Source organism: Moorena sp. SIO3A2 (genome assembly GCF_010672265.1).
In the GTDB taxonomy this organism is placed as follows: Bacteria; Cyanobacteriota; Cyanobacteriia; order Cyanobacteriales; family Coleofasciculaceae; genus Moorena; species Moorena producens.
In genome coordinates this window covers 44,182-63,785 of the sequence record NZ_JAAHHC010000019.1, presented here as the reverse complement: position 1 = coordinate 63,785, position 19,604 = coordinate 44,182, and the positions used below count along the sequence as shown (strand labels likewise).

The following is a 19,604-nucleotide window of genomic DNA, read 5'->3' as shown; positions in this document are numbered from 1 at the left end:
ATCACTAGTATTAAAGTTATCTTTATCAGTGCTTTTATAATAACATGTTCTCCCGCAATTTCGCCTTTATTATCGGCATCAATAACTACACCAACGGTATTTCTCCTCTGAATACCGCCGTCAACGATGCCAAAAAACTAGTTAAAATTCTCCGCATCAAGCATGATTACCAAGTCTGGGTCTGCTTAGACGAAGTGGCAACTCTGTCTAACTTCCACAAATTTTTATTTCATACCTTACCCGAACAAGTTACTGAAAATGACCGCTTATTCTTTTACTTTGCTGGTCATGGAGTTGCACTCAATGGGGATGATGGCCCGGCTGGTTACTTAATTCCTCAAGATGCCAAACTGGGGGATACTAATAGTTATCTGCCCATGACGAAGTTACACGATGCTTTCATTTCATTACCTTGTCGTCATTTCTTGGGTATCCTAGACTGCTGTTTTGCTGGTGCTTTCCGTTGGTCGAATACTAGGGATTTACTCACATCGCCAGAAGTAATTCACCAAGAACGATACGACCGTTTTATTAGTGACCCAGCCTGGCAAATTATTACGTCCTCAGCTTCTGACCAAAAGGCTTTAGATAACTTTAATTTAGATAGCGTACGCGGTCAAGTCGGTAATCATTCCCCTTTTGCTAGTGCATTATTAGACGCTCTCGAAGGTGCAGCAGATATCTATCCTCCTGCTACGAATGGTAAACCAGCTGGAGATGGGGTAATTACAGCCACAGAATTATATTTACATTTACGGGATCGAGTCGAAATTCCCACAGGAAAATGCCGTCAGCGACAAACCCCTGGAATTTGGTGTTTAAATAAGCATGATAAGGGAGAATATATCTTTCTTTCTCCCGGACATGAACTTAATTTACCACCAGCACCACCTTTAGATCAGTCACAAAATCCCTATCGGGGCTTAAAGTCCTTTGAGGAGAAACACAGTGCTCTGTTTTTCGGTAGAACATTACTAGTAGAAAAGTTACAGAATTTTGTCAAAGCTAATCCCTTAACAGTGGTGTTGGGTGCTTCCGGTTCTGGTAAATCTAGCTTGGTCAAGGGAGGATTAATTCCCAACCTACGGCAATATAAAACTTGGTGTATTCTGCCACCCATCCGTCCTGGTGAGACGCCCTTGCAAGGGTTAAATAATGTGCTATGTAATGCTAACTTACCTAATGTTGAGCCACAAAACCCAGAGCATAACCTGGCAATGAGCATTGATGTTTGGGCAAAAAATAACCCCAATTCTAAGTTATTACTGTTTATTGACCAAAGCGAAGAAATTATTACACTCTGTCGAAACTTAGATGAGCGTAAGGAGTTTTTCCAACAGATACTCACAGCTATCAATGCTCATGGGGATAAATTACGGGTAATATTAACCCTACGGTCTGACTTTGAAGCCCAAGTCAGGGATGCTGGCTTAAGGTTTGTCCCCACAGACTATAACGTGGGAAATACTGTGCTTAAAAATTGTTGGCACAACGGACGATTTATTGTATCAGGGATGACGCGAGGGGAACTAAAGGAAGCCATTGAGAAACCGGCTCAAGCACGGGTGATGTATTTTCAGCCCCATGAACTAGTAGAACAATTGATTGATGAAGTGGCGGATATGCCGGGAGCATTGCCCTTGCTTTCTTTTGCCTTGAGCGAACTGTATCTGAAATACTTAAGGCGACAACGGCAGGCACAATACAGAGGAATCACTATTGATCGGGCCTTGACTCAAGCCGATTATATGGAATTGGGGGGAGTAATGCGATCGCTAACTCAAAGGGCTGATGAAGAATATCAGGCGCTAGTTAATAAAAACCCCGCTTATGACCAAGTTATCCGTCATGTAATGCTGCGGATGGTTGCCCTGACTGGGGGTGAGTTAGCCCGTAGGCGCGTCCCTTTATCAGAATTAGAATATCCGGGAGAGAAAAATGGTTTAGTCAAGGAAGTAATTGAGCGTTTTACCAATGCACGGTTATTGGTGAAAGGAGAAGATGCTGATGGTGATCTTTATGTAGAACCAGCCCATGATGCTTTGGTGCGGGGTTGGCAAAGGTTGCTGGAGTGGAAACATTTAGATGAGGAAAATTTACTTCTACAACGGCGGTTGACTCCTGCGGCGGTGGAGTGGAAAAGCCAGCAAAAGGCAAAGTTTCTTTGGCATACTAACCCACGTCTTGATTTGTTGAAAAAGGTATCTTTATCCGATGATAATTGGCTTAACCAAGTAGAAGCTGAGTTTTTGCAGCGCAGTATTGGACGAAAAAGCTTTAATACTCGTCGGAATTGGGGTGTTGCGATCGCAGTTATGCTGGGGTTAGGTACAGGTTTAGTATTTTCTTTGATTGGACAGAGAGATGTTCTGATAGGTCAAATTAGTGCTAATAGAGAAGCAGCAGAAGCAAACCTGCTCAACCAAGAGTTAGATGCGTTGCTTAACAGTTTACGGGCAAGCAAATCTCTTAAAGATTGGCCAAGATACTTATCCTTATTTAAGCCAGACAGCAAGCTTGAAGCTCGAGTAAGAGCAACGCTGCAAAAGGCAGTTTATGGAATTAGAGAGCGTGATCGCCTCGAACAAGATAAAGGACAGATGATTAGCGGTCTTAGTACCAATGGTCGCAAACTAGCAAATCTTGAAAAATATGGTTTCGACTGCTACTGGGACAACCTCATTTGTTTATGGGATAAGTCAGGCGAACTGATGGCTAAGTTCCTGGAGCCTCAGCACTCTCTCAAAAGCATCAAGTTTAGCCCTAATCGCAGCAAACTTATCATAGCTAGTAACAAGGTTAGTCCTGATGGCAGCCTATCCGATTACAGTCCACTCACTCTCCGCTTGTGGGACTTAAAGAGCAAAAAGCAATTAGCTGAATTCAAAGGACGTAGTGGTGATGTCTGGAGTGTCAGCTTTAGCCCCGATGGCAGCAAAATTGCGATCGCTGGAGATGAAGGTATCCGCTTATGGGATGCAAATGGCAAACAGATACCTGAATTTAAAGGAGGGCAAGATCGGGTGACTCATGTAGTTTTTAGTCCCGATGGTACTAAGCTTGCTGCTGTTAACTCTACCCGTTATTGGAGTTTTGATAGTAATCAATATGAAGGAAGTATCAAAGTTAGCTTATGGGACTTAAAAGGTCAATACATAGGGCAATTAAAAGGCAATGTATTAGTTGAAAAGGTAATTTTTAGTCCAGATGGTACTTGGCTTGCTACCACAGGACCCTATGGCAGTACCGAATACGGTACGGTTAGATTTTGGGACTTGTTGGGCAATCAGGTGGGGCAATTAAAAGGAGCTTTTGGTGATGTGATTTTTAGCCCCGACGGCAGATTACTAGCTGGTTCAGGAGAAGATGATATTCCCCGCTTGTGGGACTTGTGGGGCAATGAGTTGGGTGAATTCAAAGGACATCAAGGCGGGGGATCTGGTGTGATTTTTAGTTCTGATGGCAAGCAATTAGTGACCGCAGGAATCGACGGTACTGTCCGCTTGTGGGATTTAAATGGCAAAGAGTTTTCCCAATTCAATGGGCAGCAGGAAATCTCGTTCGACGGCTTCAGTTTTAGCCCTGATGGCAGCAAATTTGCCACCGCAGAAAAGGATGGAAACGCCCGCTTGTGGGACTTGTCAGGGAAGAAGTTGGCAGAATTCAATGGACCTAATCTAGAAAGGCGGAGTTCGAGGGTAATTTTTAGCCCCGATGGTCAGCAATTGGCAGTTAGTGGAGAGGATAGTATTATCCGCTTGTGGGATGTAAAAAACAGAACATTGCTTAAAACCGAATCCAAAAAGTCCCAACTACGCGATGGCAGTTTCTTGCTAACCAACAAAGACAAAGACGATACTATTTTGTGGAATTGGGAGGGAAAGCAGTTAGCTAAATTTGAAGATCTCAAAGGTGATATTAAAAGTGTCAGTCTTAGTCCCAATGGCAACAAACTTGCCACTTTAGAACAAGGTCTAGTGGAAAATAGTACTGTATATTTGTGGAACTGGGAGGGCAAGCAGTTAGCTAAATTTAAAGGTTCTGGATATAGTATGACTTTTAGCCCAGATGGTAACCTACTGGCTACTAGTGGTAGTGGTACTGCCCAATTATGGGATTTGTCTGGCAAAAAGGTGGCGGAATTCACAACAGCATATCCATACGGAGTAGTTAGTATCAGTTTTAGCCCTAACGGCAAGTTAATGGCTACGGCAGGATTGGACGGGATTGTTAAGCTGTGGGACTTAGAGAGCAAGTTGCAGGTAGCAGAGTTCAATGCAGAGCACAGAGGTCAGGTCAAAGACCTAACCTTCAGTCCTGATGGTAAGCTACTGGCTATGGTCAGAAACGACGGCATCGCTAAGTTTTGGCGGGTTGAATCCTTCGATGAACTGATGGTGCGGGGTTGCAATTGGGTGCGTGACTATTTGGAGAATAACCCCAATATTGAGAAAAGCGATCGCCATCTTTGCGACAATGTTAACAAGTAGTTCCTAAAAGTTTTGGTAGCCACGATTGTGTTTTTGGCAATTGGCTCATCTTTCTAATTGTCTAATAATTTGCAATCGCCTTTTTAAAACTGTTGGGACAAAAGTGCGATTGGCCTACGAGTTCGATTTGCTATCAGCAACAGATAGTGAACGCATCCATTCATCCAAATCCTCGGGTTTCGTAAAGCCCAACAACGCTTCCCCCAAAGCTTCAAGCTGAGGGAGGGATAAGGCTTGAACCTGCGATCGCGTAGCGTGACCATTCGCGTAGCGTGGCCTAAAGGCCAAGGTCAATCGCATTTCCTTCTGGGTTATAAAGCTGATCTATAACAGCTTCACGATCTTCTGGAGGCACTGATAAGATGTCATAGGCGATCTTATCAGTGCCTCCAGAAGTTTTGACCACTTTTTGGCAAGATCAGCATTCTCCTCTTTTTGAATAGCCTAAACCACAATGAAGCCAATTTGTAAAGTAGTTCTACCAGAACCAACGGTCGCTGCAACTCGATCAATCGATCTGCCATGTCTTGCGATCGCGGTATATTCTCCTCTTTTCTTTTTCCGCTCAACTTCCTGTTTTTCAATTTGCAGCATCAGTTGAACTTCTATGTATTGCTGCATCTTGGTCTAGACAAGATAGCTATTTCGTAACTTGAGTTGCCTTAGTCGTTCTAGGTTGTCACAAAAATTCCTAATCTCTACTGGGACTATTGGGAATTTTTTGCCATCTGAACCTGCATTTAATGCTTCAACTGCGGCATGGCGACTATTGCCATCGATAATTATTCCCCATTGATCAACTAAGAGAGGGACTATTTCTGGATTCGACCCATCCAATTCCTTGATCAATCGTTCCACATTTCCAGAGTTGTTGATATAGATCAGTTCATTGAATGGGAGTCTGATTAATAACTCTGGGTCAACGTCTGCTAGTCCTTCCTCAAAGAATAATCAGAAATTTCGATTATATGACATGACTGCCATATTTCTGGCCTTTTTGGAGTAGGAAACATAGCCACCACACCAGACAATCCCCTGGCTATCCCACAAGGATGGAGGGTGTAGGGTGTGGGGTGTGGGGTATGGGGTGTGGTGAAAATAGGCATGTACACAAATTAGCTAGAAAAGGCTTCATTAACCAACATTTACCTGATTTAATCGTACATTAGCCGATTCAACCATCCCTAGCAACTTTCGCGAAGCTCGGTCTTTTTTCCCTACACCCTACACCCTACACCCTAAACCCTACACCCTGCCTAACACCCTACCCCCTGAGCTACAATAGACTCTTAACGGACTGCGCTTTGAGGAGATGCCGTCATGAATTCTATTTCAACAACCATTACTCTGCAAATTCCTGACTTCCTCTATCAGCGCTTGGTCAACACTGCCCAAGCAACTGAACGCTCTCTTGAAGCTGTCATGCTCCATGCTTTACAAATTGGTAGTCCCCCCAATTGGTCTGATGTACCTGAAGAATTTCAAGCAGATCTAGCTGCCTTAGATAGGTTGGAAGACCAAGCTTTGTGGCCGATTGCCCAGAGTAAAAAAACACCGGAAGAAATGGAGCGTCACTACTGGTTGTTAGCTCAAAATCAAGAGCGTTCTTTAACAGATGCAGAACAGATTGAACTTGAGCAGCTTAAGATTTCAGCAGATCGTTTTATGCTACGCAAAGCTCATGCAGCGGCTCTCCTGAAATGGCGCGGTTACCCAGTTCCTCAAAGTATTGTGTAACCTCATGGCCTATATTCCAATATCTTTGAAGAATGAGATCGATCGCCAAGATCGCCGTTATTGTTGCTATTGCCAAACTAGTGAAGCAAATAGTGGTATTCCTTTAACTTACGATCACATTTTACCACAGCTCTATTGGGGGAAAGAGCATATTTTCAAATGTTTGCCTCGCCTGCTATACCTGCAACCAATTTAAATCGGATACAACTGTTGCCCTCGACCCTTTAACTAGTCAAACTGTTCACTTATTTAATCCCCGCACTCAGAATTGGGATGAACATTTCTCATGGAATGTGGATTTCACAAAAATTCAAGGACTAACCCCTGTGGGACGAGTAACAGTCATTACGCTTAAAATGAATAATCCCCTCGTTGTAGAAGCACGGTTTCGATGGACAATTAATGGTTGGCATCCCCCATCTTTTCTAGCGGAAAGATGAGCATAAAGTCTCTAGAGGTGACAACAAAGTTAAAAAGGAGACTGGGTGTAGGGTGACCGGGTGTGGGGTGTGGTTAAAATGAAGGTACATATCACTGCTATGTGGGTTTCATCAAGCCTCACTCTCCCTGATTCAATCATCCATTACCCAATTCAATTTTCTCTACTAACAAGGTGTTGCTCTTCTTTTTTCCCTACACCCTATACCCTACACCCCACAACCTACCTACTTTTTAATTCACTTGTCACCCCGTGAGATATGGGCGTACACTTTTGTGATTATAAAAAAATAATATCAAAAAATAACACCAACCGATGATAATATTGGCCAGATAGCCCAGATGCTCAGATGCCAGTTCATCGCAATGCAAACTAATGCGCACTGACAGCCTATTTTATAAAATCTTCCAAACCCTCCCTGGCACTCTCTTTGAACTCCTGGGAGACAACACTCAACTGGCACAAAACTATACATTTAAGGCCATCGAACTCAAAGAACTCGCCAAACGCACCGACGGCGTATTTCTCCCCAAACGGGACGGTGACCCCATTTATTTCGTAGAAGTCCAATTTCAGAAAGATGAAGACTTGTACTACCGCCTGATGCAAGAAGTGTTTGTCTACTTAGGACAAAATCGTTGGCGACATGGCTGGCAAGCGGTAGTATTTTGGGCTAAGCGCAGCTTGGATACAGGGATTCCCAGATGTTACGATGGCGAAGTCCAAACAGGATATCTGCACTCACTTTACCTTGATGAAACTCCAGACACCTCAGACTCAATCGGATTGGGACTGGTACGGCTGGTAGTGGAACCTCAAGCCAATGTCCAACACAGAGTACGACAACTAGAAAGATGTGCGAGGGCTCTACCAGTAGCACAGCAAAGAAATGCGATAGAATTAATAGAACAAGCCTTAGTATATAAATTTCCTGAACGTCCTTGGAGGGAATTAGAAGCGATGTTTGGACTCACAGAATGGAAACAGACCAGATTTTATCGGGAAGTTAAGGCTGAAGGTCACCAAGAAGGTCACCAAGAAGGTCACCAAGAAGGTCACCAAGAAGGTCATCAAGAAGGTCGCATCACTGAGGCACAGATTTTGGTCATGCGTCTGCTGAAAAAACGATTCCCAGAAATGACCGAGGAAATAAACAATGTAGTTCAAGGTTTGTCTTTGTCAAATTTGGAAGGGTTAACAGATATTATTTTTGAGTTGAATAGTTGGGAAGATTTGTTGAGCTGGTTGTCACAGGTAGACCAATAATGCTCACATGGATTTGATCCCACTCATACTGTAGAAATGCTGTGAAAAAAACTCCCAACTTTACAATGCCTTGAACACCTGGTTAGGTCAAGCGATCGCAGAACTCGTAGGGTGGGCAAGGGGAAACTTTACCAATAGATTCATCAAATACCCCCTTTTCCCTTTGCCCACCAAATTACTCCCCAAGACTTACTGATAGTTCAACTGCTGAGGCGGACTCGATATCAGAAGAGCACTTTATATATGGGCGTACACCTTTGTCATTATAAAAAAATAATATCAAAAAATAACACCAACCGATGATAATATTGGCCAGATAACCCAAATGCCAGTTCCTCGCAATGCAGACTAATGCGCACTGACAGCCTATTTTATAAAGTCTTCCAAACCCTCCCTGGTACTTTCTTTGAACTCCTGGAAGAAAACTCTCAACTAGCACAAAACTATAATTTTAAGGCCGTCGAACTCAAAGAACTTGCCAAACGCACCGACGGCGTATTTCTCCCCAAACGAGATGGCGACCCTATTTATTTCGTAGAAGTCCAATTTCAGAAAGATGAAGACTTGTACTACCGCCTGATGCAAGAAGTGTTTGTCTACTTAGGACAAAATCGTTGGCGACATGGCTGGCAAGCGGTAGTATTTTGGGCTAAGCGCAGCTTGGATACAGGGATTCCCAGATGTTACGATGGCGAAGTCCAAACAGGATATCTGCGCTCAATTTACCTTGATGAAACTCCAGACACCTCAGACTCAATCGGATTGGGACTGGTACGGCTGGTAGTAGAACCTCAAGCCAATGTCCAACACAGAGTACGACAACTAGAAAGATGTGCGAGGGCTCTACCAGTAGCACAGCAAAGAAATGCGATAGAATTAATAGAACAAGCCTTAGTCTATAAATTTCCTGAACGTCCTTGGAGGGAATTAGAAGCGATGTTTGGACTTACTGAATGGAAACAGACCAGATTTTATCAGGAAGTGAATGCTGAAGGTCGCATCACTGAGGCACAGATTTTGGTGATGCGTCTGCTGAAAAAACGATTCCCAGAAAAGACCGAGGAAATAAACAATGTAGTTCAAGGTTTGTCTTTGTCAAATTTGGAAGGGTTAACAGATATTATTTTTGAGTTAAAAAGTTGGGAAGATTTGTTGAGCTGGTTGTCACAGTTAGACCAATAATGCTCACATGGAGTTGATACCACTCATACTCTAGAAATGCTGTGAAAAAAACTCCCAACTTTACAATGCCTTGAACACCTGGTTAGGTCAAGTCTGCCCTTGGAGCGATCAGGGCCATCTGACGACTTGCCTGTGAAAGCGTTGTGATTGGTTCCATACGGGGGCATTTAACCCCCTGGTGGAACCGCGCATTCCTCTCACACCATAATCTTTGATTTGGTGTGAGGCTCCTGCTAAACTAGCTGATCTTCCCTATCTCCCAGATGTGAGCATTCAGCTATCAGCTATTAGCTATCAGCTATCAGCTATTAGCTATCAGCTATCAGCTATCAGCTTATGGGTCACAGCGTCGAAGCCTGTGCCACGCTGTCTTGATGCAAAGCGCGAGTGGGGGAAACCACGGCAGTTGCTCATGGGGGGAACCCCCAAGACCGCACTGCCTCCCCAAGACCGCGCTGCATCGCTACTTGATGTGCTTTTGAATAAAATAAGCTGACGGCTGACGGCTGACGACTGACGGCTGACGGCTGACGGCTGACGGCTGATAGCTGAATGCTTACTCCCAGATTCACTGAAGCGTGTTGATCAAGCTCAAGGATGAAGCTCAAAGGTAAGCTTCGGTTTAAGAACCCATCTGGGCAGCAACTTCTTCAGCAAAGTTGCTTTCTTCCTTTTCAATACCTTCACCCAAAACGTAGCGAGTGAAGCGACGCACTTGGATGTTTTCACCCAACTGGGCAACACATTGCTTGACTAATTCTTCCACTGTGATGCTTTGATCACGAATGTAAGGTTGATCCATCAAGGAGAGTTCTTTAAGGCGTTTTTCAATCCTACCCTGAACAATTTTCTCTTTGATATTTTCTGGCTTTTTGCCTAGGTCATCCCTACCCATTTCAATGTCTTTTTCTTTTTGAACAATCTCTTGAGGGATGTCATCGACCTTCACGTATTCAACGTTAGGGCAAGCTGCCACTTGCATGGCGACGTTCTTGACTAGGGCTTGGAACTCGTCGCGGCGGGCAACAAAATCGGTCTCGCAGTTAATTTCTACGAGTACACCGACTCGACCACCAGTGTGGATGTAGCTGCCGATAATTCCTTCTGCTGCCACACGACCGGATTTTTTCTCAGCTGAGGTAATGCCTTTTTTCCGCAGCCATTCCATCGCTTTGGTCATGTCTCCGTCGCTTTCTACGAGAGCTTTTTTGCAATCCATCATGCCAGCGCCGGTTTTTTCCCGTAGCTCTTTGACAAGTTGTGCTGAAATTGCCATGTTGTTTTTGTTCCTACTGTTAGTGAAACTGATTACACCGTGATATCTTCCCACACTACTCGATCCGTGAGTATGGGCTTCCCAGCCCACGCTGAAAACTAGTTGATTTTTATCAAAGGGTAAATTCAGCGTAGGGCTTCAAGCTCGAAGACAACTAACTATTCTTGCTCAGTATCCTGGTTATCTCCTTGATCTACGGATTCAATTTCCTCACTTTGTTCAGTCTCTTGAATTTCCTCCTCGTCTGGGAACTCATCTAATCCCTCTTCAAATTCTTCGTATTCATATTCCTCTGCGGTGTCTAGCTCACCATGACGGCCTTCGTAAATGGCATCAGCGAGTTTACCTATGATTAGCTTAATCGACCGGATCGCATCGTCATTAGCTGGAATCGGAATATCGGCTAAATCAGGGTCGCAGTTTGTATCTAATAGTGATACTATCGGTAGACTTAGCTTTTCACATTCCAAAATAGCGTTGTACTCACGCTTTTGGTCTATGATGATAACTATGTCGGGAACCTTACGCATCATTTTGATGCCACCTAGATACTTCTGAAGCTTGCCTAGTTCCCGACGCAGCATGGAGCCTTCTTTTTTTGGCAGTAAGTCAAGGGCACCACTGGTTTCCCGACGCTCTAAATCTTTCAGTCGCTCCACCCTGGTCTTAATTGTTTCCCAGTTGGTGAGCATACCACCTAGCCAGCGCTGGTTGACATAGTAGGCACCACAACGGCTTGCCTCTTGGGCAATAATTCCAGCCGCTTGTCGCTTAGTACCCACAAACAGAAATCTTTTGCCCTGCTCTGATGAGGTGCGGATATAGTGATAAGCGTCCTCCATCAGCTGAGCTGTCTGTACCAAGTCAATGATGTGGACCCCATTACGAGCAGTGTAAATGTAAGGATCCATCTTGGGGTTCCATCGGCGAGTCTGGTGACCAAAGTGAACCCCTGACTCTAGCATTTCAGCTAAAGAAACTACAGGCATAATTTTTTAACTCCTAATTCGGGTTTAACCTCCATCCAGGTGGATTTCCCTTTAGAAACACCCGAAACCCTGGATGTGCGATGTTTACAAAACCCTTTTAGGGTAACACATTCTGAATCCCATATGGCAAAGGGATTAGATGGATAAATTTTATTTTAATAACATTAAAATTGTTAATTGGTAAGCGATCAGCGATCAGCGATCAGCGATCAGCTATCAGCTTACGCGCTACGCGCACGCTACACCGAACAGCGATCAGCCATTGGCCGTAGGCCAGGGTACTTGAGGTGCTTTTGAATAAAATAAGCTGACGGCTGTTCCCTTAGCGTGGCCAACGGCTGACCGCTGACCGCTGACCGCTGACCGCTGACCGCTGACCGCTGACCGCTGACCGCTGACCGCTGACGGCTAACGGCTGACGGCTAACGGCTGACCGCTGACCGCTGACCGCTGACCGCTGACCGCTGACCGCTGAATGCTTACCCGACTACTACACGGGGTAGTCGGTGCTTAAAACCACAAATAATTTCCCAGGAAATGGTGCCTAAAGCCATAGCCCAGTCATCTGCTGAGATTTGCTCTTCCCCATCCTGTCCAATTAAGGTAACAATTTCCCCAACTTGTATATTAGGAATATCACTAACATCGAGCATGAGCTGATCCATTGTAATTGCGCCAATCTGAGGAACTTGCTGCCCTCGGATGATGACATTGATGCGATTGGAGAGATTTCGGGGAACACCGTCAGCATAGCCAATACCGACTACTGCTAGACGCATCTGTCGATTTGAAATAAATTGATGGCCATAGCTGATACCAGTGCCAGGGGGAATAGTTTTAATTTGGGTAATCCGCGCTTTTACCTGCATCACTGGCTTGAGGTGAATAACCTTTTGAAGATGCTCTGCTGGGTAGAGACCATAGACGGCTAATCCGACACGCACCCAATCGTAGTGCAATGCTGAGTCGGTTAAGGTGGCAGCGGAATTTGCCAAGTGTAATCGGGGTGGAGTTATGCCACCAGCCTGCAATTGTGCGATCGCGTTTTTAAACCTTTGATGCTGCTGTCTCATCACTGTGGGGTCAGGACTATCAGCAGTGGCTAGATGGGAATAGACACTAGCTATTTCCAAGTTAGGTAATTGTTGGACTAAGCGTACAAACTCGATGGCATCTTGCCAAGGCATTCCCAAGCGAGACATTCCTGTATCTAGTTTCAGATGCACTGGCAGGCTTTGGTTTAGACCACTCAAGGTTTCCGAAAACACTAACGCTTGTTGAGGATTACACAGAGTTGGTTCCAATTGCCAGTGAGCGATCGCTTTGACTTGTTCTGGGGTATTAGTCGCTCCCAACAAGAGTATAGTGGCCTTAATTCCCCCTTGCCTGAGTTGAATGCCCTCTGAGACAGTAGCAACACATAACCCCCCAGCACCAGCCTCTATCGCTGTGCGGGCAACGGTTAGAGCACCATGGCCATAAGCATCCGCTTTCACCACTGCCATTAGTTGGGTAGGATGGCGCCAAAGCTGCTGTATTTGCCGTAAATTGTGATGAAGAGCAACTTGATCAATTTCGGCCCAGGCTCTTTGGCGTAATCCAGGATAAAACGAGTCAGTTAGGCAGTCAGTATCATCCCGTAGGATTTGTGTGACAGATTCCGACTGTAATGGTGTTATACCAATCCTCTGCTGAAGCTCTCCCATAGCACTTCACTCCTCAATCACTCACACATTACACACACATTACACACTATAGGTCGAATGACGCTTTGAAAAGTTGCTGTGAGATGTCACAATGTTCCACGGGGCTAGTAGTTCAATATAGCTGCCATTGAACGGCACCCTGCGTAAGCATATGCGCTACGCGCACGCTACGCGAACAGCAGTCAGCCGTCAGCCGTCAGCTTATTTTATTCAAAAGCACCTCAAGTAGGGTGCGCGTAGCGCATAAACTGTTCGCTTAGCGTGGCCACATGCCTTTGGCTGATAGCTGATAGCTGATAGCTGATAGCTGATAGCTGATAGCTTAGCACCCTGCTCAGGATAATCTGATCGGTTGGCTATTCTACCTACCTAAAAAATCCTGAACTATGGGATTTGTTTGGGTAAGTATTAAAGCAGCTATTAGGATGTCTTAAGCACTAAAGATGAGATAACCCACATCTGCTGTTTTTTTGAAACATATAGTTCATGGATTTATCAAAGATTCCTGCTCAACCTAAACCAGGTCTGATCAACGTTTTAATTGAAATTCCCGCAGGTAGTAAAAATAAGTATGAGTTTGACAAGGATCTAGAAGCCTTTGCCCTTGACCGGGTACTTTATGCATCGGTACACTACCCCTATGACTACGGCTTTGTCCCTAACACTCTAGCAGATGATGGTGATCCTCTTGATGGTATGGTGATAATGGATCAACCTACGTTCCCTGGTTGTGTGATTACCGCTAGACCAATCGGGATGCTGGAAATGATCGATGGAGGTGATCGGGATGAAAAAATTCTGTGTGTTCCTGACAAGGATCCTCGCTACGCTGAAGTAAAAACTCTCCAAGATATCGCGCCCCATCGGTTGGATGAAATTGCTGAATTTTTCAGGACATACAAAAATCTGGAAAAAAAAGTCACTAAAATTTTAGGATGGAAAGATCTTGATCAGGTAATGCCTTTGGTGGAAGAGTCAATCAACAACTATAAGCAGTAGGGACTGATCAAGTAGGGACTCATCGGTGAGATGAGTTCCACTAGAGTTTCTTTTCTTAGGCTAATGGTTAGATGCTAGAAAGCTAGCAAAGCGATTAGCCATTCTCTGTTTTAAGGGCAAGCATAACAAAAAATACCCCAACCCTAATCAAGTAGGGTCAGGGAGTGATCCCAACAGAAGGTGACATACTCCCACACTGACTCTTTGAGTTCAGTGTGGGCTTCTTGCCAACTCCACCCAACAGTTAGGATACAAGGCCGTAGGCCACGCGGGGCGCGTTCGGCAAGGTTTATTAATGACACGGGATGCCCCTCCGCGCCGGAACATACAATGAGTTTGAGTTTTTTCTTAGGCACGTAGGTGGTGGTTAGCTCTTCATTTGTCTTCCCTACTAGATTTAGTATACACGGTCTTCGATCCTGTCCGCAATTCATCTCACACTCATGGCGTAGCATTGAGATGTGAGATGAATTGCGGATGAAGCTAAAAGATATTACCTTTTTAGGTGAGGAGATAATCAGGTGAGGATGGGATGGGGTGAGCAGTTATACTTGAGATGGGCATACACTGAGCTTTTGGTTTAGCTGTCGAGGTTAAGCTATAAGGAAATGGGCTGACTTCCGATAAATGAAAGCTGACCGATCAAGGGATAACCGATGATTTACCAGTTCCCATTCTAATTGATTGAATTAATTTGATGCGTTTGTGACATAGGTCACAAACTGTTTGTTCCTAAATCCGTTAAAATTAACCAACACTTAAGATACAGTTAAGAGAAAGCATAACTGTATCTTAACTTGTTTAGGGGGGCTGAAAGGTTCCAAATTAGAGATCTGACTAAATTACTGGGGCTGTTGTGGTTGCTTTCCCCCATCTATTTACTCTTGATGTATTCAATTTGATGTATGAAATCCGCCCACTTTAACAGAAAGTAGTGGTTAACCCTGATGGTTACTCATTTTCACCCGAGTATCCTCTAGTCGGAATCTACCAATGGGAATAATTTATAACTTAGGCTGACGTAATTCACAGATTCAAGATGCAAAATCTAGTAGCACCCACACGAGGCAACTATAAGGCTAAACCCAGCCTAAACAATGGCACTGGAGGCGACTTGAGCGTCCGATTTTGGGGCGTTAGGGGTCAAATTTCGGCTCCTGGGACAGATACAATTCGCTATGGTGGCAATACATCTTGTGTAGAGATGCGTGTTGGTAGAAAACGCTTAATCTTTGACGGTGGCAGTGGTTTGCGGGTGCTGGGAAATCATTGGCTTAAGCAAATGCCCATAGAAGCTCACATTTTTTTTTCTCATAGCCATTGGGACAGCATTCAAGGGTTTCCCTTTTTTACTCCTGCGTTTATTCCTGGTAACTGTTTTCATATCTATGGAGCAGCAGCACCTGATGGGGCATCCATTGAACAGTGTCTAGGTCAGCAAATGATTGCTCCAAATTTTCCAGTGCCCCTTCAGGTCATGCAGTCAGATCTGAAATTTCACGGGCTGAGGTCAGGTCATACAGTAACCCTAGATGATGTAACTGTAGAGGCTGTGCTTCTTAATGACTCACATCAAGCAATGGGCTATCGGGTAAACTGGCAAGGATATGCTGTTGTGTACGCCACTACTCACTCCAATGGTTGGGGTGCCATTGATGAAAATCTACGATACCTATCCCGTCAAGCAGATTTGCTAATTTTGGATGCTCCCTTTCCCCTCACAGGAGATGATCTGTCTAATTATTCACCTTTGATTTGGCAAGATCAGCGTTGGCAAACTGGCATAGCAACGGCAAAGGTGGCAGGTGTTAAGCGCATAGTTATGTCTCGTTATCATCCTGACTATAATGATGATTATCTCGACAAACTAGAAAAGCAACTCCAGTCTTTCAATGGTAATCACTTACTGGCTCGCGAGGGGATGGTTTTGCCTGTTTGTTCAAGGGTATAGGTTATTAGGTATGACTATAGTGCTGGAATTTTAGCTGAACCGCGAGAAGCCCCGCACTTTACCTTCATTGGCTAAGTGTCGTATGGGAAGCGCGGGGTAAGCTCCGGAACGAAGCTTACCAATGTGATATACTAGAAATGGTAGGGAAGATAAATAAAGAGCTAACCGCCACCTACCAAATAAAAATATAACTTTTTGTATTGTTCCGGCGGGTCGGGGCATCCCGGAGACGAAACCTTAGAATAGGGTTTGAAGTTACCGTAAGATCAGGTCGCCTTTTTGGGTTGTAGGTTATGCAGAAAAGGTTTAAAACTATTGTTATAAAGGCGACCTGATCTAAGGTTTCGTCTCTTGCCTTAATCATAAAGTTTTAACCCTTTACCCATAGCCGACTAACCATAAAGGCTGCCCCAGCGAGGGATTGCTCGCTGGGGTAACTTCTGACCGTGTCGTTAATAAAGCTTATCGTTCGCGTAGCGTGGCCTACGGCCTTGTATCCAAAAGCAGTAGCTGGAGTTGGTAAGAAGCCCGCCCTGTCCCGTTAGGGCAGCGTCGGGAGATGTCACGTAGTGTTGATATTCCCCAGAGTGTGTTCCCGTAGCGGCTCTTCGAGAGCATCGCATTTATCCCACTGGCGATGCGCGATCGCACTCTGGGGAATGCTGTTGGTTATTACTCGCTTTCGGGGTACTGATCCTGAACCCAATGGTTCACCCTGGTGGTTGTCGGTTACTGGAAATCCCTCTAATTAAGTTTTCTATTAGATTAGCCCAATCCTTTAATATATAGCGCTACAGTTCAATAGTCGTCCTGTCAGGTAAATATATTTCGCAATAGTTCTCAATCATGATATTAAAGCATTAAAAATGTCTATTTGATCAGCTTGATCAGCTGGCTTGGGGCAAGTGATTGGGGAAAACGCTCCTCGTCTGAGGCAATCCCTATGCCCAAAAAAAAAGAGAGCCACGTTTTTGACTCTCTCGATCATCAGGGTGCATCTACTAATTAAAATTTATCACAAATGGTGAGGGGTGTGACCCCTCATAGCAAAAATCAGCCAAATGGCTGATACCAATGGGCTAAATACCTGTGGGATATTACCTGTCCGATATAGAGTATATTGCCCTTTTGGCTGATTTTTGCCTCAATTTCACCGGATAAGCCCAAAAATAGTGTCCTAAAGGCTATCCGATCGGACAGAAATCCAGATTCGTAATAATTCAAGGTGATGTGGAATTGGTCAAGGGGATTTAGAGCAAATTGACATAAGCGATCGCTTAATGGCAGAGATGATCTCAAGCTTGTGCCAGTGGGAAGATAACTAAAAACTGAGGTCGATACTGATCACTCAGTAAAGGCGCACAAGCATGGATCTGTATAGTGGATCTGTATATTAGTAACCAACAGAAGACTCTGTTGACTGAAGTGATGCTCTAGAAAAGACTTGAAATCCTAGGTACTTGAGTTGTGGAATCGTTCATTCGCGAAGGGTGGCCCACGGCCAAGGTTTTGATGAAATTTCCTGAAACTCTAGATTTCCTTAAGTAGTGGGTATTAGACTTAACTTAAGGTACACCCTTGTCTGATGAAATTTGCTACTATTGCCCAAGCTAAGAGAATAATAATCTTTATACTAACGTTTTGCTTAAGTGGGTGTTTTCCTCAACTTGATCAACTATTCAGAAATCCATCTTGTAGGAAAGCTGAAGAAGTTGTCAAAACAGCCCAAAATAAATTCAATAGTATAGTTTTTAATTTGACGCTAGAAAGTCCCGATCAAGAGACAATTGAAAAGCTATACTCACAACTTCAAATTCTTGAAGAATCAGAAGAAAAAGCTTATCAAATATGTCAAAAAATCTAGTTTTTTAATTTATATAGCTTGGTTTAAAGGGAACAGCGGATCTGGGAACAGCGGATCTGGGAACAGCGGATCTGGGAACAGCGGATCTGGGAACAGGAAAAGGATAGCAGCAATGCATCGCTTTTTTTATCAATCATCTGTTTACATCTCAAATAAAAATTATCTCTTTATTCTTTTCCGAAAACTAATCCTGATCAAGACCATAAGATTGCAACATTTTTTCTCGCCGTTTACGAGCAATTGCTTGTAGATCAATGTTTCGATCGGTCTCATCAACAATTTCACCGGTTAGCACCTCCAGTACATCCTCCAGGGTGACTACACCAGAAACACCCCCATATTCATCCAGTACAACCATCAGATGTTCACGGGTTTGCTGAAAGGTTTTCAGTAGCTTATCAGCCCGAACAGTTTCAGGGACAAAGCGGACTTTACGAATCAGAGAAGCAAGGGGTTGGTTATGTTTTTCTTCAATGATTGCTGTGAGTAACTCATCTTTGAGAGCAATTCCAATAACTTTATCAATAGAGTCTTCAACCACAGGCATCCGGGTGTGAGGCGAAGCAATAATGCTTGGTTTAGCGTCAGCCAAAGTGGTATTACCATGTAAATAGGTGGTTAGGATTCGCGGCGTCATTAAATCAGATGCAGTCAAATCATTTAACTGAAATACTCGTTGGATCATTTCTGCTTCATCATCTTCAATCACCCCTTCTTGATACCCAACCTTCGCTAAAAACCGGATTTCCGCCTCATTGGTGGTAGGAAGTTTTTGACCTTTAGTAAACGGAGCAGTAATTTTTTCCATCAACCACACCAGAGGGGTAAACACAACGGTTAAGAACCGAACTGGTAGAGCCACGAGTAGGGCGATGTTTTGGGCGTAGATCTGACCAAGGGTTTTCGGGACAATTTCCCCAAATACAATAATGAGAAAGGTAAATAGACCTGAAAAAACCCCCAACCAAGCCTCTCCTAAGACCCTAGCAGCAAGGGAACCAATTACGATGCTGCCAACAATGTTGAAGGTGTTGTTGAGAATAACAATGGTAGCTATGGGCCGGTTCATGTTTTTGCGAATCGCCAGTAGTGCTAACGGTGTAGGCTTGTTTGACTGCGCTAACTGTCGGACTTTAACGATAGGCACTGAAAACAAAGCCGTTTCTGCCATAGCACAGATGGCTGAACCCAACAGAACAATAAGTACTGCGATAATGACTTCAAACATGTTGACAATCCCCGTCCTATAAGGACGGGGATTCTTACTTCAACGAGCTGTCTTGCCAAACCAGGTCGGAACCAGGAAAGGTAGAGGACAATTCTCCATAAGAGTTTAGATATTATAGATCTAGGTTTCGGTGTGCCCCACCGTACCTTACCTTTTTTTTACATATAGATAGATACTTTTTTTATCTAATTTTTTTTCATAGACGTTTAAGTCGTTAGACCAAATTACGCAATATGTATCTCTTACATATTTTTTACGTTGTCTACTTATGATTAGATAGTATTTATCTAGTTTTTGGTTTCTTGTTTATACTTTTATAATAACACGCAGTGCGAAAACTGTCAAGTTTTAACTTAAAAAGAAAGCCGTCCTATAAGGACGGGGCGCGATTACCCAAAATTTTTGGTAAATGTGATTAGGCGTAAAACCTTAGGCTGGTGCGCTACGCGCAATTGTTACCCGCCTAATCCCTGATTA

General features: G+C 44.1%; 20 protein-coding genes and 1 pseudogene. 9 read left to right on the top strand and 12 right to left on the bottom strand.

The features are described 5' to 3' along the window. Window positions 1-44 precede the first annotated feature (44 nt). Window positions 45-4,490, top strand: coding sequence for an nSTAND1 domain-containing NTPase (locus F6K64_RS21435; RefSeq protein WP_287266272.1), 4,446 nt, complete (start codon window positions 45-47; stop codon window positions 4,488-4,490). A gap of 114 nt (window positions 4,491-4,604) precedes the next feature. Here the strand turns inward: F6K64_RS21435 and F6K64_RS21430 are convergent, their stop codons facing one another. From F6K64_RS21430 to F6K64_RS21415, 4 genes are read right to left on the bottom strand one after another with little or no spacing between them, the layout of a single operon-like run. Continuing rightward, on the bottom strand, window positions 4,605-4,790 hold the full coding sequence (locus F6K64_RS21430; protein ID WP_287266271.1) for a DUF4351 domain-containing protein: 186 nt from the start codon (window positions 4,788-4,790) through the stop codon (window positions 4,605-4,607). Next, window positions 4,768-4,896 (bottom strand): hypothetical protein, encoded by a 129-nt coding sequence (locus F6K64_RS21425; RefSeq protein ID WP_287266270.1) that lies wholly within the window; start codon window positions 4,894-4,896, stop codon window positions 4,768-4,770. The genes F6K64_RS21430 and F6K64_RS21425 overlap by 23 nt, the downstream gene beginning before the upstream one ends. 38 nt (window positions 4,897-4,934) lie before the next feature. Beyond that, window positions 4,935-5,111 (bottom strand): hypothetical protein, encoded by a 177-nt coding sequence (locus F6K64_RS21420; RefSeq protein WP_287266268.1) that lies wholly within the window; start codon window positions 5,109-5,111, stop codon window positions 4,935-4,937. 6 nt (window positions 5,112-5,117) lie between these two features. Next, window positions 5,118-5,348 carry a ParB N-terminal domain-containing protein gene (locus F6K64_RS21415; RefSeq protein ID WP_287266267.1) on the bottom strand — a complete coding sequence of 77 codons (231 nt, stop codon included), beginning with the start codon at window positions 5,346-5,348 and terminating at the stop codon, window positions 5,118-5,120. Window positions 5,349-5,810: 462 nt separating this feature from the next. Between F6K64_RS21415 and F6K64_RS21410 the strand changes: the two genes are divergently transcribed. The 4 genes from F6K64_RS21410 to F6K64_RS21395 all read left to right on the top strand — a co-directional run bounded on the left by F6K64_RS21410 (window position 5,811) and on the right by F6K64_RS21395 (window position 9,114). Then, window positions 5,811-6,227 (top strand): hypothetical protein, encoded by a 417-nt coding sequence (locus F6K64_RS21410; protein ID WP_008189230.1) that lies wholly within the window; start codon window positions 5,811-5,813, stop codon window positions 6,225-6,227. Between the two features lie 4 nt (window positions 6,228-6,231). Beyond that, window positions 6,232-6,423, top strand: coding sequence for a hypothetical protein (locus F6K64_RS21405; protein ID WP_008189231.1), 192 nt, complete (start codon window positions 6,232-6,234; stop codon window positions 6,421-6,423). Between the two features lie 618 nt (window positions 6,424-7,041). Further along, on the top strand, window positions 7,042-7,932 hold the full coding sequence (locus F6K64_RS21400) for an Rpn family recombination-promoting nuclease/putative transposase (RefSeq protein ID WP_287251494.1): 891 nt from the start codon (window positions 7,042-7,044) through the stop codon (window positions 7,930-7,932). A 351-nt stretch (window positions 7,933-8,283) separates the two neighbouring features. After that, entirely contained in the window at window positions 8,284-9,114 is an 831-nt protein-coding gene (locus F6K64_RS21395; protein WP_287266266.1) for an Rpn family recombination-promoting nuclease/putative transposase, read from the top strand. Window positions 9,115-9,524: 410 nt separating this feature from the next. Here the strand turns inward: F6K64_RS21395 and F6K64_RS21390 are convergent, their stop codons facing one another. From F6K64_RS21390 to alr, 5 genes and pseudogenes are all read right to left on the bottom strand, one after another. Further along, entirely contained in the window at window positions 9,525-9,722 is a 198-nt protein-coding gene (locus tag F6K64_RS21390; RefSeq protein ID WP_154659941.1) for a hypothetical protein, read from the bottom strand. 14 nt (window positions 9,723-9,736) lie between these two features. Then, window positions 9,737-10,390 (bottom strand): translation elongation factor Ts, encoded by a 654-nt coding sequence (tsf, locus tag F6K64_RS21385; protein ID WP_071103951.1) that lies wholly within the window; start codon window positions 10,388-10,390, stop codon window positions 9,737-9,739. Window positions 10,391-10,548: 158 nt separating this feature from the next. Then, window positions 10,549-11,379, bottom strand: coding sequence for a 30S ribosomal protein S2 (rpsB, locus tag F6K64_RS21380; protein WP_071103950.1), 831 nt, complete (start codon window positions 11,377-11,379; stop codon window positions 10,549-10,551). A gap of 322 nt (window positions 11,380-11,701) precedes the next feature. Then, window positions 11,702-11,803 (bottom strand): annotated as a pseudogene (locus tag F6K64_RS38315) (hypothetical protein); the annotation flags it as partial. 55 nt (window positions 11,804-11,858) lie between these two features. Further along, entirely contained in the window at window positions 11,859-13,085 is a 1,227-nt protein-coding gene (alr, locus tag F6K64_RS21375) for an alanine racemase (protein ID WP_008189245.1), read from the bottom strand. Between the two features lie 486 nt (window positions 13,086-13,571). On the opposite strand from alr, the gene F6K64_RS21370 reads away from it, so the two are divergent. Further along, on the top strand, window positions 13,572-14,084 hold the full coding sequence (locus tag F6K64_RS21370; protein ID WP_008189248.1) for an inorganic diphosphatase: 513 nt from the start codon (window positions 13,572-13,574) through the stop codon (window positions 14,082-14,084). A 143-nt stretch (window positions 14,085-14,227) separates the two neighbouring features. Here the strand turns inward: F6K64_RS21370 and F6K64_RS21365 are convergent, their stop codons facing one another. Beyond that, window positions 14,228-14,386: a hypothetical protein gene (locus F6K64_RS21365; protein ID WP_287266262.1), complete on the bottom strand. Its 159-nt coding sequence runs from the start codon at window positions 14,384-14,386 to the stop codon at window positions 14,228-14,230. A 737-nt stretch (window positions 14,387-15,123) separates the two neighbouring features. Between F6K64_RS21365 and F6K64_RS21360 the strand changes: the two genes are divergently transcribed. Together F6K64_RS21360 and F6K64_RS21355 are read left to right on the top strand one after the other, a co-directional pair. Next, window positions 15,124-16,035, top strand: a complete 912-nt coding sequence (locus F6K64_RS21360; protein ID WP_008189251.1) for an MBL fold metallo-hydrolase — start codon at window positions 15,124-15,126, stop codon at window positions 16,033-16,035. Between the two features lie 569 nt (window positions 16,036-16,604). Continuing rightward, window positions 16,605-16,787: a hypothetical protein gene (locus tag F6K64_RS21355; protein WP_131826918.1), complete on the top strand. Its 183-nt coding sequence runs from the start codon at window positions 16,605-16,607 to the stop codon at window positions 16,785-16,787. Between the two features lie 301 nt (window positions 16,788-17,088). Here F6K64_RS21355 and F6K64_RS21350 read toward each other — a convergent pair whose 3' ends face one another. Further along, window positions 17,089-17,334: a hypothetical protein gene (locus tag F6K64_RS21350; protein ID WP_131826919.1), complete on the bottom strand. Its 246-nt coding sequence runs from the start codon at window positions 17,332-17,334 to the stop codon at window positions 17,089-17,091. 286 nt (window positions 17,335-17,620) lie between these two features. Between F6K64_RS21350 and F6K64_RS21345 the strand changes: the two genes are divergently transcribed. Next, a complete protein-coding gene (locus F6K64_RS21345) occupies window positions 17,621-17,899 on the top strand; it encodes a hypothetical protein (protein WP_008189253.1) in 279 nt (92 codons plus the stop codon). Between the two features lie 184 nt (window positions 17,900-18,083). On the opposite strand, the gene F6K64_RS21340 is transcribed toward F6K64_RS21345, so the two are convergent. Beyond that, complete coding sequence (locus F6K64_RS21340) at window positions 18,084-19,127, bottom strand: hemolysin family protein (RefSeq protein WP_008189254.1); 1,044 nt, start codon at window positions 19,125-19,127, stop codon at window positions 18,084-18,086. Between the last annotated feature and the right edge of the window lie 477 nt (window positions 19,128-19,604).

Coding starts and splice junctions, on each gene's coding strand:
- F6K64_RS21435 (WP_287266272.1), top strand. CDS start 45: ATGTTCTCCCGCAATTTCGCCTTTATTATCGGCATCAATAACTACACC.
- rpsB (WP_071103950.1), bottom strand. CDS start 11,379: ATGCCTGTAGTTTCTTTAGCTGAAATGCTAGAGTCAGGGGTTCACTTT.
- F6K64_RS21405 (WP_008189231.1), top strand. CDS start 6,232: ATGGCCTATATTCCAATATCTTTGAAGAATGAGATCGATCGCCAAGAT.
- F6K64_RS21400 (WP_287251494.1), top strand. CDS start 7,042: ATGCGCACTGACAGCCTATTTTATAAAATCTTCCAAACCCTCCCTGGC.
- F6K64_RS21370 (WP_008189248.1), top strand. CDS start 13,572: ATGGATTTATCAAAGATTCCTGCTCAACCTAAACCAGGTCTGATCAAC.
- F6K64_RS21410 (WP_008189230.1), top strand. CDS start 5,811: ATGAATTCTATTTCAACAACCATTACTCTGCAAATTCCTGACTTCCTC.
- F6K64_RS21395 (WP_287266266.1), top strand. CDS start 8,284: ATGCGCACTGACAGCCTATTTTATAAAGTCTTCCAAACCCTCCCTGGT.
- F6K64_RS21345 (WP_008189253.1), top strand. CDS start 17,621: ATGAAATTTGCTACTATTGCCCAAGCTAAGAGAATAATAATCTTTATA.
- tsf (WP_071103951.1), bottom strand. CDS start 10,390: ATGGCAATTTCAGCACAACTTGTCAAAGAGCTACGGGAAAAAACCGGC.
- alr (WP_008189245.1), bottom strand. CDS start 13,085: ATGGGAGAGCTTCAGCAGAGGATTGGTATAACACCATTACAGTCGGAA.
- F6K64_RS21360 (WP_008189251.1), top strand. CDS start 15,124: ATGCAAAATCTAGTAGCACCCACACGAGGCAACTATAAGGCTAAACCC.
- F6K64_RS21420 (WP_287266268.1), bottom strand. CDS start 5,111: ATGCAGCAATACATAGAAGTTCAACTGATGCTGCAAATTGAAAAACAG.
- F6K64_RS21430 (WP_287266271.1), bottom strand. CDS start 4,790: ATGCGATTGACCTTGGCCTTTAGGCCACGCTACGCGAATGGTCACGCT.
- F6K64_RS21340 (WP_008189254.1), bottom strand. CDS start 19,127: ATGTTTGAAGTCATTATCGCAGTACTTATTGTTCTGTTGGGTTCAGCC.